This window comes from Carboxylicivirga taeanensis, assembly GCF_051851475.1.
Classification (GTDB): Bacteria; Bacteroidota; Bacteroidia; order Bacteroidales; family Marinilabiliaceae; genus Carboxylicivirga; species Carboxylicivirga taeanensis.
This window is the reverse complement of record NZ_JBPUSJ010000001.1, coordinates 576,754-590,447: the sequence shown is the minus strand read 5'-3', so window position 1 is coordinate 590,447 and position 13,694 is coordinate 576,754. Positions and strand designations below refer to the sequence as shown.

Genomic DNA, 13,694 nt, shown 5'->3' with positions numbered 1-13,694 from the left:
ATAAATTATGAGCAACTTATCTGACAAACAACTTTTACGGGAACTCAGGTTACGACTTGAAGAAAGGAAAAAGTTAGATAATGAGATGAAGGAGTTATCGAAAGATTTCCAGGGTGTTACAAAAAAACTAAAGGAATCTGAAGCTTTAAAAAGTCACTTTATTTCAAACATATCTAATGAAATAGTAAACCCATTTACATCAATTCTTGGTTTATCCAAAGCCATACTTTCGGTGGAAAAGAATGACTGGAAGAAAGTTGTTTCAATGGTAGCGCTTATACACAGTGAAGCTTTTAACCTCGATTTTCAGCTTCGTAATATCTTTGTGGCCGCTAAGATTGAAGCAGGAGAAATCGCTCCTAACATCACAAAAGTTAATATTCGAAGCCTGGTACAAACCGTGGTTGACTCTTTCAACATCATCTCCCGCAAAATGGGTATCGATATTAAAATTGAGTTTAATATTGAGCACGGATTTGGAAAGAACTTTTACTTTAAAACCGATTCCGAAAAATTAAAACTTATTTTAAGCAACCTGCTGAATAACGCATTGAAGTACAGTTATAAAGATAGCCAGGTGATTCTTAAAATGTGGGTGGATGAAGATGTGCTGCACGCGTCTGTTCAGGATTTTGGAACAGGAATATCAGAAAAGAACCAGAAGATAATTTTCGAACGCTTCAAACGCCTGGATTCAGGGATTAACTCAATCAATCGTGGACACGGGTTGGGCTTATCAATCACTAAAGCACTACTGGATGTGTTAGGAGGAGAAATTGGCATCGAAAGCCAAAAAGGAGAGGGCTCAACCTTCTCAATTGTTCTGCCCGAAGCACGTAATATCGTAGAAGGGTTTAGTGGCGATGGAAATGATGTGTTCTTTGATGAGGATGATGAGATTTTTTAACACAGTGGTAGATGGATAGTAGATATTTGCAACACTTTCTATACCCTTCTTCACTGTTTGCCAGCAAAGACCCGTATGTGATTAAAACCATACTTGGTAGTTGCGTTGCCATTTGTTTGTGGGATCCAAAGTTGAAAATTGGTGGAATGAACCACTTCATGCTCCCCAACTGGAATGGTAACGATTTAGCATCACCAAAATATGGGAACATAGCGATTGATAAATTGGTTGAACGGATGCTTTTTTTGGGAAGCGATATCAGGAATATACAGGCCAAAATTTTTGGAGGCGGTGAGCTGCTTGAAACAGCTACTGGCAACTCCAATATGATTGGTGAAAGGAACATTCGGGTAGCGCGTCTTATGTTAGAGGAAAAACGAATTCCAATTGTGGCTTCAAGCACAGGCGGAAGAAGAGGCCGGAAAATTATTTTTTTCAACGATACAGGGGAAGTTAGGCATAAGTTTCTTGAAAAAAAGGTATATTAAAGCTGTATTGCACGAAGCGTCGCATACAGTTGAAAGTGATAAGTAAACACACCTGCTGGCTTCCAGCCAGTGTGGGTGTTCCAAACAAATGAGTGAGTGTTTTTATTGATTGTTGTGAAAGACTGAATGTAAGGGAGTAGGGATTTCAGATAACGAAAAATTTTTGCGCATGAACAAAAAGATTCGAGTATTAGTCGTTGATGATTCTGCGGTTGTCAGGCAGAGCTTGTCATCCATCCTTGAATCTGATCCGGGCATTGAAGTAATGGGCACGGCAGCAGATCCAATTATTGCCGTTAAAAAAATCATGAAAGAAATTCCGGATGTTATAACTCTTGACATTGAAATGCCCCGGATGGACGGATTGACCTTTCTGCGTAAAATTATGTCGCAGCACCCAATCCCGGTCGTAGTGATTTCAAGTCTTACAACAGAAGGCACCGAGGTAGCAATGAAAGCCCTGGAATACGGGGCGAGTGAAATTATTGGTAAACCGGCTATGAACGCTGCGCAGTTTATCAATGAATCGAAAATAATGCTGTGTGATGCAGTAAAAGCAGCCGCACAAGTAAAACTGAAAAGGCGTACCATAGCAGCACCCGTTGTGAAACCGAGTGTTCATCCCCGTTATTCGGCCGATGTGATGCTAAATAAAGCCACCGGGTTCAAGCAGATTATCGACACCGAAAAGATAGTGGTATTGGGCGCATCTACCGGAGGCACCGAAGCCATCCGCAGTTTTTTAAAAGAGTTGCCCGCTAAGGTGCCTGGTATAGCCATTGTTCAGCATATGCCCGAAGGCTTTACAAAATCTTTTGCCAACAGCCTAAATAACATCTGTGATCTCGAGGTAAAGGAAGCTGAGAATGGGGATAAGCTTTATCAAAGCAGGGTATTGATTGCTCCTGGTAATAAACACATGTTACTTAAACGGGTTGGTAAAGAATACATGGTTGAGGTAAAAGAAGGGCCTTTGGTGAACCGTCATCGTCCATCGGTAGATGTATTGTTTCGCTCAGCCGCGCGTTATGCGGGCAACAATGCAACCGGCATTTTACTAACTGGCATGGGCAACGATGGTGCTAAAGGCTTGTTGGAATTGAAGGAGGCAGGCGCCCACACAATTGCTCAGGATGAAGCCTCTTCCGTGGTATACGGTATGCCAAAAGAAGCTGTTAAGTTGGGTGCTGCAGATAAAGTGTTGCCATTGAATAAGATGGCGGCCTATTTGTTATCCCGTTTAAGGTAACCGCATTATTAACAATTTTACCAATCGTCTATTTAAAAGAATAAATTTCATATGGCAAAGGTCAAAATCAAGAATATGAGAAGCAGGTATACCTTGCGTGGTTTTATGCTCGGGTTAGTTATCTATCTTTTCACCTTATTTTTGAGCAACAGTATTTTTGAGCATGTTAACCAACAGCCAACACTGTATGGTTTATACAGTTTCTTTCCCGGCTTATGGGTCATCACCTTTTTACCGTTTATTACCGGCTTGGCTGGCTACTTAATAGCCGGACATTTTGCGGTGTTTATTCGTAAGCAGCGCAAGCACATAAAGCAGGAAGCTGGGAAGAGTGAAAAAGTGTTGGAATTTGTAGAGAATTTACGACAAGATAAGTTCGATGCGGATTTGGCGCTGAGTGATCGAAAAGATAAGCTGACACAATCACTCTTGCGCCTGCGCGATTACCTCATAAAGAGTAAAAAGGATGAAGAACAGCGTCGGGTAGAAGAGGAGCAGCGTACCTGGGTAACACAAGGGCTGGCACATTTTGGAGAGTTGTTGCGTAAGGATAACGATAACATTGAAGCCTTAAGCTATAACATTATCCGACACCTGGTGGATTATATGAAAATTAATCAGGCCGGATTTTACCTGCTTAACTCCATCAACAGCACCGATAAGTATTTCGAATTAACCGCCTGTGTGGCATACGACCGCAAGAAATTTGCCGATAAGCGCATTAACTGGGAAGAAGGTTTAATTGGGCGGTGTGCACTGGAGAAGGAAACCATTCATCTTACCGATGTTCCGGATAATTATTTAAATATTACCTCGGGTTTGGGTGAAGCTAATCCGCGCAGTATTCTCATCGTACCTCTTAAAACCAATGATGCCATTTTTGGAGTCATAGAGATGGCTTCCTTTAAAGATTTTGCAGAATTTGAGATCGAGTTTGTTGAAAAGATTGCCGAGAGTATAGCCTTAACCATCTCGTCGGTTCAAAATACCATTCGAACAACCAAACTCTTAAAGGAAACTCAAAACCAGGCCGAGCGAATGCTTCAGCAGGAAGAGGAGTTGAGACAGAACCTGGAGGAGATGCAGGCAACTCAGGAAGAGAGTGACAGGCGCGAAGTGGAGATGAAAGGGATTTTGGAGGCCATTGATCATGCGGCTATAAGCTCCGAATTTGAAGTTGATGGCACCCTCATTAATGTCAATCAGAACTTTTTAAGAACATTCCGCTATAATCCTGAAGAAATCGAAGGTCAAAATATTAAGATTTTCTTTTTCAAGGACGATGTGGAGGAACTTGATCAGATTCTGACCGATTTGCGAAACGGCCATAATTTTAAGGGTCGAGTGCGCAGACGTACTAAAATGGGCGATGAAATTTATCTGCTTACAACCTATACGCCAGTTATTGATCATGAGGGGGAAATCATCAAGATTCTTAGTCTTGAAAATGATATTACCGAACAGGTAAATATGGAGGAAGAGCTGAAGCGCAGTAAGGATGAGCTGGGCATTATGCTTGAAGAAGCGAAGAAGGAAGTTACCGAACAATTTAAAGAAATTGAAGCGGTTAAAATACGTAACGAGAAAACCCTTGAAGGAGCGCTGGATGCCATCATAACCACTAATAAGGATGGTATCGTTGAATTCTTTAATGCAGCTGCTGAAAAACTTTGGGGATATAGTCGAAGTGAAGTGCTTGGTCAGCATGTTTCCATGCTTTTTGCGCAAGCTTCCATTGATAATGATGAGTTCATTTCAGCGTTTGTATCCAATGAAAAAACTAAGATAATTGGTGAGCGGCGTGAAGCTCCAATTAAAAATAAAGTAGGCAGTGAAGAGCCGGTGCTCTTCCTATTGTCGGAAGCTGAATTTGGCGAAGATCATTCGTACACCGCATTTATTCAGCAGGTTGAGGTTGAGTTATTTTAGGTAATCAAAAAAGCCATTAGAATGGATTTTAAGCATTATCTGCAAGTGTTGAAGGAGCATACGCCATACGATTTTAGTGATTATTCAGATAACTCAATAAATCGGCGCATACAAAAGGTGGTTGCAGATAACAACTTATCAATTGAGGAGTTACTGGATAAAACGCGAAATGATAAGGGGTTTATTGAGCGTTTAGTGGAAGGCATTACAGTTAATACAACTGAACTGTTTCGCGATCCCGAATTGTGGCCAAATTTCTACGAAAGGATATTTCCAATGCTTAAAGGTAAAAAGACCTTTAACATCTGGCATGCAGGTTGCAGCTCCGGTATGGAGGTATATTCCAATATGATTCTTTTACATGAGTTGGGCTTGCTTGATCGAGCCCGTATTTATGCTACAGATATTAGTGCCAATATGCTGCGTCATTGTAAACGGGGGAGTTATCAATACCAGTTTAATAAAAAGCAGCTTTCCAGCTTTAAGCGTGTTCTGAAAAAATCACCCATAAACGGGATTGATGACATCGATTTTAGTAAGTACTTTGATATCGATGCAGGCAACGATAAAATTATTGCTAAAGATTTTTTGCGTAATAAAGTGGAGGTGAGGCAGCATGATTTGGTTAAGGACGATGCGGCCTTTTACAATAAATTCGACATCATTTTTTGCAGAAATGTGCTGATTTATTTTAACGCCAAACTACAGTCCAAAGTGTATCAGATGTTTTATAATCAGCTTTATCCTAAGGGTATTATGATCTTAGGGAATCATGAGAGCCTGACGGGGTTTTACAATACCAAGTTTAAAAAAAGCGGTCCGGTTTATATTAAAACCAATGCCTTTAACTTTAAATATCAATAGTATGGCAGTAAGTTTTAGTATTAGTGAAATCAGAATGTTATCAGAGCAGATGAGTCAACAATTGGGACTGCCTTTCAATTACATGACTCATTCCTTTTTGAAGCGGCGCCTCGGACAGTTTTTTGAAAAGTATGCTTTGCGCAAAACAGAGCAGTTCCTCGAGAACCTCGATGATGCCAGTTTTGTAGATCAGCTTTGCCATTTTTTCGCGGTTAATAACACAGAGCTTTTTAGAGATGCCGGGTTCTGGAGGCAGCTGCGAAAGCTCATTGCCGATAATTATACTGGCAAAAGGTTTAAAGTGTGGTTTCCCGATGTGTCTTCGGGTGAAGAGTTGTACAGCCTGCTAATTCTTTTGAAGGAGATCAACTGCTACAGCCAGGTGCAGGTAACGGTTAACAATACTTCGGATAGGGGAATCGAAGCCTTAAAAAAGGGCTTTTTATCTGCCAAAAGAAATGATGTAAATGCATATAACTATAAGCGCTTCGAAGGAACTGCCAGTTTAGACGATTATTTTAACAATACTTCTGAAGGGGCGTTTTTTGATGCCGATTTGCTTAGTAACGTTAGCTTTACAAAAGGTGGCATCGAGCAGCTCTCTGGTAGTAAGTACGATTTTGTTATTTTACGCAACAGCTTGCTTTATTACACCAAAGAGTATCACGAAACTGTTCAGGCGATGATAGATAAAGTGCTTATGGGAGGCGGTTACGTGTGTTTAGGTGTAAAAGAGCAGTTGCCGGCAAACGGCAATGAGCGCTTTGAATGTATTGATCAGAAGGAGAAAATTTATTGTAAATACAGTTTTTTAAAAGACTAATGATACGAACAAAGTATAAAGCAGTAGTGATTGGAGGGTCGGCCGGCAGTTTTTCGGTTGTCTCTAAGCTGTTATCGCAGTTAAGAGAGGATTTCCCGTTGCCTGTTATCATTTGTCTTCATCGTTTAAAACACGTGCGTTCGGGCCTGGTGGAAAGCATTCGCTTGAAATCTAAACTGGATGTGATTGAGCCAAACGATAAGGAACCAATTACAAGTGGTAAAGTCTATTTGGCACCATCCAATTATCACATGTTCATCGAATATGACGGCACCTTTTCGCTATCAACCGAGGAGCCTGTTAATCACAGTCGGCCAGCCATCGATCACACCCTGTCATCGGCTGCCTACGTATACCGAAACAAGCTGATTGGAATTGTGTTGACCGGCGCTAATAAAGATGGCGCTAAAGGGATGAAAGATATTGCTGAAAAGAAAGGGATAACAATCATACAGGACCCCAAAACGTGCGAAATGGATACCATGCCCAAAAGTGTGGCACGACTCATTGAGCCTGATATGATTTTATCGCCCGATGAAATTGCAGATTATTTAAACCATTTATCTTGATCTAAGTATAACAACTACACCAGCTGTTGATAAATTATAGACACATGAAGAAAAATAAAACTATTTTCTGGTTAGGGGCATTGTTTTTTGTGTTAGCATTAGCTAAGTATGCATTTAATGCAGAGCAATTGTCGTCTGGCTTTATCGTGTTTGAAATATTATCATTTCTTGTAGTGTTGTTTATGATATATTTCGTGGTAAACTACATGGAATTATGCCTTAAAGGCACTGATGATCATAGAAACAGAGAATGTGTTAAACGGCAAAACGAAATAGAACGGTTAAGAGCCAAATTAAAAGTGCTTGAAACAAAACAGACGGAAGAGACTGAAAAGAATAAAAACAATGGTCAGGCTGTTGTCGACCGTTTAAAGCGTCAGTTTAAAGGGTATGATAAGAAATCTGCAGTGGCCCTGGTTAACGAGCTTACACAGCAGTATGAAACAATGGCTGCTATTGCTTATTGTCTGGACGGGACAAATTATCGTGTGGTTAAAACTTATGGCATCGATGAAGAGTTGGAGTTGCCAGCTGTTGAGTCCGCTGACGGATTACATGCACAGGCCATCGCCGACAACCGGGCTTTGGAAATTGACAGTGTGCCCCCGGACTATATCGAGGTGGGCTCGGCGACAGGAAGTACAAAACCTCTTTATCTGTATATACTTCCGCTTATCCAAAGCAACAAAAAGGGTATTTTGTTGGAGGTAGCTACCTTTAAAAAGACCAATCTGCCAGAAGTATGGTGTCAGTTTCAATCCGTTCAATAATACATCTGAGAAAAGAAAGATATGTTTAAATTATCCAATAAAATAAAGCAATTGTTGTCCATGTCGGTGTTGAAAGAGCGCGACTGGTATTTATTGTCAATGGGATTGGTTTTTATCCTCCTTCTTGTTTGGACCGGATTTTTATCTTTCAACAATCTTTACCTGACACCGGGTAATGTATTAGCAATTCACCGGTCAATTCTGGTGTGGGCAATCGACCTATTGGTCATTTCTGTGCCATTTGTTATTCTGTTTATTGTAAATTACAATAATGCGCAAAAGTCAAAGCTGCAGCAAGAAAATGAATTACTAAGAAGCCAACTAACTAAAAATGTGGAGTTAGCTGAGCAGATTGGCCGCGGGGAGCTGGATGATATTCAACAACAAGATGGGCATTTGTCCGAAGCGTTATACAACCTGGGAATTAACCTGAGAAATACAAAGCTGAAAGAGGAATCATATAATTGGATTTCAAAAGGAAAGGAAAAGATTTCAGATATTTTGCGCACGCATAATAAGGTTAATCAATTGGCCGATGATGTGATACGCGGGATAATTGATTATTCAGGCGGTGTGCAGGGCTCTCTTTATCTTTTAAAGGATAGGGATTTGGTGAATGTGGCCACCTATGCCTATAATCGCAAGCGCTTTGAAAGGCAAGTGGTGCCTATGGGCAAAGGGTTGCTGGGCAGTGTTGCTTACGAAAAGCAAATGATTTACCGCACCGAAATTCCGGATGATTACTTCCATATTACATCGGGTCTGTTAGGCGTAAGAAAGCCTAAGAGCCTCTTAATTGTGCCACTTTTGCAGGAAGAACAGTTACAAGGGGTGTTTGAAATTGGTTATCTGCAGGAGCGCCTGCCAAGGCATGTACTGAAATTTGCTCAAGAGTTAAGCAGTATCATTGGCCGTACTTTTTACAACCTCAAAATTAATGAGCAGACAGAGATGCTGCTTAAGGAATCGCAGGAAATGACTGTAACACTCAAAGAAAATGAGAAGCAGTTACAGCTGAATGCGGCAGAAATGCTGGAAGCGCAGGAAGAATTGGAGAAATCCAACAAGCTGCTGGAAGGACACATTCAGGAGGTTGAGCACGCTCAGCAACGACTTGAAGCGCTCCTGACGAATGCGTCTGAATTTATTTCCATCTATAACGAAAAACAAGAGTTGCTTTTTGAGAGCCCTTCGGTACGCCATATTTTAGGTTATGAACCCGAGGATAACGTGTCCGGAATGGATCCGGAACTGATGACTCCGCGCGGGTATAAAACGATCAATAACCTGTTTCAGTACCTGCTTGAAACACCAGGAGGCGAGAAGTCGGCCCAATACACCTATCTGAAAAAAAGCGGTGAGAAACTCTTTCTGGAGACCACCGGAAAGAACCTGTTGCACGACCCGGCAATACGTGGAATTATTTTTAATACTCAGGATATTACCGAACGTAAGCGAGCAGAGAAAGAGGAACGGATGAAAAGCCGGATGCAATCACTTTCGGAGAATTCACCAGATATGATTATCAGGATTAATACCGGAGGTAAGCTTGTGTATGTCAATCCTAAAGTAGCCAATTTTGTTGGTGTCCCTGCTGCCGATTTGGTTAAAAACAGGGTAGGTGATTTAAATATCGATGAACGATTCAAGGACTATATGCTTGAGTCATTAAAACAAATCAGAGCCGAGGAGAAACAGATAATTTCTGAGGTTGAGGTTGAGGCCGGTGAGCAGATCTTAATTATGGAGATTAAGGCCATTCCTGAGTTTAACGAAGACAGAGATTTGGAGTCAGTGCTCTTCGTGGCGCATGATATGACCGATTTCAAGAAGATTGAGCAGGAGATAAAAGAGAAAAACAAAAAGATATCGGACAGTATTAACTATGCACAGCGTATTCAAACCGCTATACTACCCGACACCAAGGTGCTGCAGCAGTATTTCCCGCGCTCCTTTATCTTTTACCGTCCTAAAGATGTGGTTAGTGGCGATTTCCCATGGATGTTTATCAAGGATAATCACTTCTACATTGCTGCCGTGGACTGCACTGGACACGGCGTGCCAGGCGCCCTGTTGTCTTTTATCGGCTATTTCCTGATGAATAACATTGTGAGTGCCAATGAGAATGTCACCGCGGCCGAATTACTCGATAGTTTACATCTGGATGTACGCCGCACTTTGCGACAGGATCAGGAGGGGTCCAACGGGCGTGATGGAATGGATTTGGCCTTGGTAAAAATTGATTTGGCGACCAACGAACTTCAATTTGCAGGGGCCCATAACCCGCTTTATTACCTCCGCGATGGTGAGTTAGCTGTCTATAAAGGCTCGCGAAAGGGTATTGGAGGCAAGCCGCTGGCTAAAAAGGTTGAGAAAGATTTTGAGAATAATGTTATTCAATATAAGAAAGGCGATCAGTTCTTCATCTTCTCAGATGGTCTGCCCGATCAGGTAGGAGGACCTAAAGGGCGGAAGTATCAGGCTAAACGCATTAGAGAAGCCCTGGAAGGGGAGCCTAATCAGACCATGGCGCACTTTGAGCGACACTTTTCAAACGATTTTTATGATTGGATGGGAGACTGTAAGCAGGTGGACGATGTGTTGCTGATAGGAATTGAGTTGTAGTAATCTCTTACAATTACTACAACTCACAAAGTTTGTTAGATAAGCTCTTCGGCCAGGTCCTTAAGATTGATGCCGGAGAGGTTACCCGATGTCATAATTAGCAGGTTAGTGTCTGTGTAATTCTGCTGTTTCAGCCACTTAACAAGCTCCAACGAGTCAGTCATCACCTGCAAGTCTTCTCTGCCAAAAGCAACTATCACTTCTTCGGGAGTTAAGGCCGGAAGCCCCTTGTGTTCCAAAACATCCGGATTATAATACACGATTGCCTTGTCGGCCGTATTCATGGTATTTTTGTATTGCGGCAGAAAAGCTTTATTCAGGCTGCTAAAAGTGTGTAACTCCATTACAGCAATCAATGCCCTGTTGGTAAACTGTTCTTTCATCGCCTTAGTGGTGGCTTGCAGCTTACTTGGAGAGTGGGCAAAATCGAGATAAATATTAGTTCCTTCCTTCTTTTTTAGTAGCTGCAGACGCTTCGATGCTCCCTTAAAGCTTTGCATGGCCGTAAAAAAGTCGTGCGCAGTCAGGCCCAATTGCTCGCATATCAGGCGGGCCCCGTTCATGTTTTGAAGGTTGTGCTCCCCGAATATTTCCATCGGATAGGTTTTTCTTTCCCAGCCTACAATGGCTTGGCCATCCTTAAGTTGATGAGGTGCGGTGTTGTAAGGAATGACCTGAAGCGCCTGTTTTTGGTTCTTCGCCAGTTTTCGTAATTCTTCATCTCCCTCAAAATAAATGAGGGCACCTTGGTTTTCTATCCTTTGGGCAAATTTTGTAAACTGACTGATGTAGTTCTCCCAGGTAGGAAACACATTCATATGATCCCAGGCAATGCCGGTTAGCATGGCGATATGCGGCTTGTACCAATGAAATTTAGGCGTTAGGTCAATGGGTGAAGATAAGTATTCATCACCTTCAAAAATAGCGATTGGCGCTTCCCGGGTTAACTTCACCATGGTATCAAAACCATCCAGTTGTGCACCAACCATGTAGTCAAAATCGATGGCCATTGTTTTTAGAACATGCATAACCATGGCCGTGGTGGTTGTTTTGCCATGGCTTCCTCCAATTACCACACGCTTCTTATCTTTTGTTTGCTCGTATAAATACTCCGGGTACGAGTAAATTTTTACACCAAGCTGCTGGGCTGCCAGTAATTCCGGATTGTCTTTTTTGGCATGCATACCAAGAATAATCGCATCCAGCTCAGTTGTAATAGCCTGGGGATTCCAGCCTTCCTTTGCTGGTAGTAGACCATGCTTCTGTAGCCGTGTTTTAGAAGGCTCAAATATTTCATCATCCGAACCGGTAACATGAAACCCTTTAAGGTGGAGAGCGATGGCCAGGTTATGCATAGCGCTGCCACCAATAGCTATAAAATGTACTCTCATACAATAATATTTTGACACAATATCTATGTCTGATTCAACTCTTCTGTTTCTGTGCTGTCTTATTACAAAAGTCTAACTTTGCAGGCTTTTAATAATTCATCAAGTAAAAGTAATCAATAATTAAAAGGGGGAAAGCTAAATGAAGTTGTTAAAAATCGAAACAGGTAATTTTATGGCCGACGGCGGTGCGTTATTTGGTGTTATTCCAAAGCTGATGTGGAGCAAGGAATATCCTGCCGATGGTAATAATTATTGCAACCTCACCATGCGTTGCCTGTTAATCGATATGGGAGATCGCAAGGTGTTAATCGATACAGGTGCCGGAACCAAACAAAGCGATAAGTTTTATTCGTGGCACTACCTTAACGGGGAGGCTACACTCCTAAATTCGCTCGTTTCAGCCGGCTATCAGCCAGATGATATTACCGATGTGGTACTTACCCACTTGCACTGGGATCATTGTGGTGGCTGTGTGGTTTATGACGAAAAAAAGCGGCCGCAGCTAATGTTTGAAAAAGCGAAGCACTGGGTGTCTAAAACACAATGGGACAACTACGTCCAGCCTAATAGTCGCGAGGGTGTTGTTTATTTTCCCGATAACATGATGCCGGTTTATGAAGCCGGTCTTCTGAACTTTATCGAGCATGATGGCATGATTATGGACGGTATAGAGGTGAGACTATTAAATGGGCATACCCAGGGAAATGTGTTGCCCATTATCCATACGCCGCAGGGCGCCATTGCTTTTATGGGTGATTTAATTCCTGTCCTTCCAAGTATCCGTTTGCCCTGGGTATCGGCTTACGATACGCAACCTCTGGAAAGTATCAAAGAAAAGCAGGAGTTCCTTAATGAGGCGGTCCAAAAGCATATCACGCTGTTTTTTGAGCATGACTACTATGTGGAATGTTGTACAGTTAAAAAGGTCGAAAATCGTTTCGTGGCTGATAAACAGTTTAATCTTGAGGTTTTTGCCAGTGCAATTCAATAAAGTTGTTTTACAGCATGCGCGGTAAAACTTAACATTAGAATGTGTCGCGGCTGTAAATTAAATCTTAACTTTGTGTTAAGATAAATGAGGTTTCGTGCGGTAATATCGATGCGAAAGTATACACACAGGACTTTTGGGAGTTGGTATAAACGTTAAAAATGGAGGCCTTATGAAAAAGCTGGTAGGAGTATTATTGATTGTGTTTGGGTGTGTATCTCTTAATGCACAACTGACCGAGAAAGACGGCAAACTTTACGATGAGAATAATGAGCTTTACACAGGTTTGTACGTAGAGTATTACGAATCGGGAGGTAAAAAAATTGAGATGAATGTTGTAGAGGGTTTAAAACAAGGAACTACAACTATTTATTTTGAAAATGGTACTGTAAAAGAAGTTCGTTCGTTTTCGAATAATAAAATGGATGGAACTTGGTTAACCTTTGAACCAACAGGTGTGAAGACCGGCGAAGCTAGCTACAAGCTTGGTAAAAAGCACGGTAAATGGTTTATTTGGGATGAGAATGGTGTTAAACGCTACGAAATGTCCTACAACCAGGGAACGAAAGATAGCATCTGGACCATCTGGGACGAAAGCGGCAAAGTAATTGGACAAAAAAACTATTAAAGCTTAGTATATCAAAGGGGCTGCCAAACATGGTGGTCCCTTTGATGTTTATGGGTTAAATCTCACTGGTCCGTTTTCAATTCAATCTTCAGGGGTGGCGTAGCTGTTGTATTAACAGCATGGGCTTTTGCTGACTTGTATGATACATAATCGGTAGTTACCGTGTATTTACCAAGAGCAATATCAGTAAATTCAAAATTCCCTTCGAAATCGGTATAAACAGCCGTATCCAATTCTTTTAGTACCACCTTTACTCCAGCAAGGTTTTCACCAGTTGCAGCATCTGTAATTGTTCCGGATAGGCTGCTGGTTATAACCCTGGAAGTGACTTTTGGCTGTTCTTTTTCTGTTGCGTTAAGGCCCGACAGGCTAATTAACAAAGCGGCTATTAGTAGGGTCAATTGAGCTTTCATAATGATTAGTTTTATTTGAGAGCAAATGTAAAAAGCGCATGTTACGTAAT

13 protein-coding genes are annotated in these 13,694 nt (G+C 41.6%); 11 read left to right on the top strand and 2 right to left on the bottom strand.

What is annotated here, in order from left to right; genetic code table 11:
* Window positions 1-7: 7 nt before the first annotated feature.
* From ACSX1H_RS02540 to ACSX1H_RS02500, 9 genes are all read left to right on the top strand, one after another.
* On the top strand, window positions 8-907 hold the full coding sequence (locus ACSX1H_RS02540; protein ID WP_439182000.1) for a sensor histidine kinase: 900 nt from the start codon (window positions 8-10) through the stop codon (window positions 905-907).
* 11 nt (window positions 908-918) lie between these two features.
* Window positions 919-1,395 carry a chemotaxis protein CheD gene (locus ACSX1H_RS02535; protein WP_439181999.1) on the top strand — a complete coding sequence of 159 codons (477 nt, stop codon included), beginning with the start codon at window positions 919-921 and terminating at the stop codon, window positions 1,393-1,395.
* A 169-nt stretch (window positions 1,396-1,564) separates the two neighbouring features.
* Window positions 1,565-2,644 carry a protein-glutamate methylesterase/protein-glutamine glutaminase gene (locus tag ACSX1H_RS02530; protein ID WP_439181998.1) on the top strand — a complete coding sequence of 360 codons (1,080 nt, stop codon included), beginning with the start codon at window positions 1,565-1,567 and terminating at the stop codon, window positions 2,642-2,644.
* Between the two features lie 51 nt (window positions 2,645-2,695).
* Complete coding sequence (locus tag ACSX1H_RS02525; RefSeq protein WP_439181997.1) at window positions 2,696-4,573, top strand: PAS domain S-box protein; 1,878 nt, start codon at window positions 2,696-2,698, stop codon at window positions 4,571-4,573.
* A gap of 21 nt (window positions 4,574-4,594) precedes the next feature.
* Complete coding sequence (locus ACSX1H_RS02520; protein ID WP_439181996.1) at window positions 4,595-5,437, top strand: CheR family methyltransferase; 843 nt, start codon at window positions 4,595-4,597, stop codon at window positions 5,435-5,437.
* 1 nt (window position 5,438) lies between these two features.
* Window positions 5,439-6,260: a CheR family methyltransferase gene (locus tag ACSX1H_RS02515; RefSeq protein WP_439181995.1), complete on the top strand. Its 822-nt coding sequence runs from the start codon at window positions 5,439-5,441 to the stop codon at window positions 6,258-6,260.
* Window positions 6,260-6,829 carry a chemotaxis protein CheB gene (locus tag ACSX1H_RS02510; RefSeq protein WP_439181994.1) on the top strand — a complete coding sequence of 190 codons (570 nt, stop codon included), beginning with the start codon at window positions 6,260-6,262 and terminating at the stop codon, window positions 6,827-6,829. Before ACSX1H_RS02515 ends, ACSX1H_RS02510 begins: the two co-directional genes overlap by 1 nt.
* Before the next feature lie 44 nt (window positions 6,830-6,873).
* Complete coding sequence (locus tag ACSX1H_RS02505) at window positions 6,874-7,599, top strand: hypothetical protein (protein WP_439181993.1); 726 nt, start codon at window positions 6,874-6,876, stop codon at window positions 7,597-7,599.
* A 21-nt stretch (window positions 7,600-7,620) separates the two neighbouring features.
* Window positions 7,621-10,224 carry a PAS domain S-box protein gene (locus ACSX1H_RS02500; protein ID WP_439181992.1) on the top strand — a complete coding sequence of 868 codons (2,604 nt, stop codon included), beginning with the start codon at window positions 7,621-7,623 and terminating at the stop codon, window positions 10,222-10,224.
* 35 nt (window positions 10,225-10,259) lie between these two features.
* Here ACSX1H_RS02500 and ACSX1H_RS02495 read toward each other — a convergent pair whose 3' ends face one another.
* Complete coding sequence (locus tag ACSX1H_RS02495; RefSeq protein WP_439181991.1) at window positions 10,260-11,615, bottom strand: UDP-N-acetylmuramate--L-alanine ligase; 1,356 nt, start codon at window positions 11,613-11,615, stop codon at window positions 10,260-10,262.
* Between the two features lie 139 nt (window positions 11,616-11,754).
* Here ACSX1H_RS02495 and ACSX1H_RS02490 point away from each other — a divergent pair, with 139 nt between their 5' ends.
* Both ACSX1H_RS02490 and ACSX1H_RS02485 read left to right on the top strand, forming a co-directional pair.
* Window positions 11,755-12,606 (top strand): MBL fold metallo-hydrolase, encoded by an 852-nt coding sequence (locus tag ACSX1H_RS02490; RefSeq protein ID WP_439181990.1) that lies wholly within the window; start codon window positions 11,755-11,757, stop codon window positions 12,604-12,606.
* A gap of 169 nt (window positions 12,607-12,775) precedes the next feature.
* Window positions 12,776-13,231 carry a toxin-antitoxin system YwqK family antitoxin gene (locus ACSX1H_RS02485; protein ID WP_439181988.1) on the top strand — a complete coding sequence of 152 codons (456 nt, stop codon included), beginning with the start codon at window positions 12,776-12,778 and terminating at the stop codon, window positions 13,229-13,231.
* A 62-nt stretch (window positions 13,232-13,293) separates the two neighbouring features.
* Here ACSX1H_RS02485 and ACSX1H_RS02480 read toward each other — a convergent pair whose 3' ends face one another.
* Window positions 13,294-13,644: a carboxypeptidase-like regulatory domain-containing protein gene (locus ACSX1H_RS02480; protein WP_439181987.1), complete on the bottom strand. Its 351-nt coding sequence runs from the start codon at window positions 13,642-13,644 to the stop codon at window positions 13,294-13,296.
* Window positions 13,645-13,694 lie beyond the last annotated feature (50 nt).

Bases quoted from the DNA above. Each gene is read 5' to 3' on its own strand.
- ACSX1H_RS02510 (WP_439181994.1), top strand. From the start codon at position 6,260: ATGATACGAACAAAGTATAAAGCAGTAGTGATTGGAGGGTCGGCCGGC.
- ACSX1H_RS02540 (WP_439182000.1), top strand. From the start codon at position 8: ATGAGCAACTTATCTGACAAACAACTTTTACGGGAACTCAGGTTACGA.
- ACSX1H_RS02480 (WP_439181987.1), bottom strand. From the start codon at position 13,644: ATGAAAGCTCAATTGACCCTACTAATAGCCGCTTTGTTAATTAGCCTG.
- ACSX1H_RS02505 (WP_439181993.1), top strand. From the start codon at position 6,874: ATGAAGAAAAATAAAACTATTTTCTGGTTAGGGGCATTGTTTTTTGTG.
- ACSX1H_RS02525 (WP_439181997.1), top strand. From the start codon at position 2,696: ATGGCAAAGGTCAAAATCAAGAATATGAGAAGCAGGTATACCTTGCGT.
- ACSX1H_RS02530 (WP_439181998.1), top strand. From the start codon at position 1,565: ATGAACAAAAAGATTCGAGTATTAGTCGTTGATGATTCTGCGGTTGTC.
- ACSX1H_RS02515 (WP_439181995.1), top strand. From the start codon at position 5,439: ATGGCAGTAAGTTTTAGTATTAGTGAAATCAGAATGTTATCAGAGCAG.
- ACSX1H_RS02520 (WP_439181996.1), top strand. From the start codon at position 4,595: ATGGATTTTAAGCATTATCTGCAAGTGTTGAAGGAGCATACGCCATAC.
- ACSX1H_RS02500 (WP_439181992.1), top strand. From the start codon at position 7,621: ATGTTTAAATTATCCAATAAAATAAAGCAATTGTTGTCCATGTCGGTG.
- ACSX1H_RS02490 (WP_439181990.1), top strand. From the start codon at position 11,755: ATGAAGTTGTTAAAAATCGAAACAGGTAATTTTATGGCCGACGGCGGT.
- ACSX1H_RS02485 (WP_439181988.1), top strand. From the start codon at position 12,776: ATGAAAAAGCTGGTAGGAGTATTATTGATTGTGTTTGGGTGTGTATCT.
- ACSX1H_RS02535 (WP_439181999.1), top strand. From the start codon at position 919: ATGGATAGTAGATATTTGCAACACTTTCTATACCCTTCTTCACTGTTT.
- ACSX1H_RS02495 (WP_439181991.1), bottom strand. From the start codon at position 11,615: ATGAGAGTACATTTTATAGCTATTGGTGGCAGCGCTATGCATAACCTG.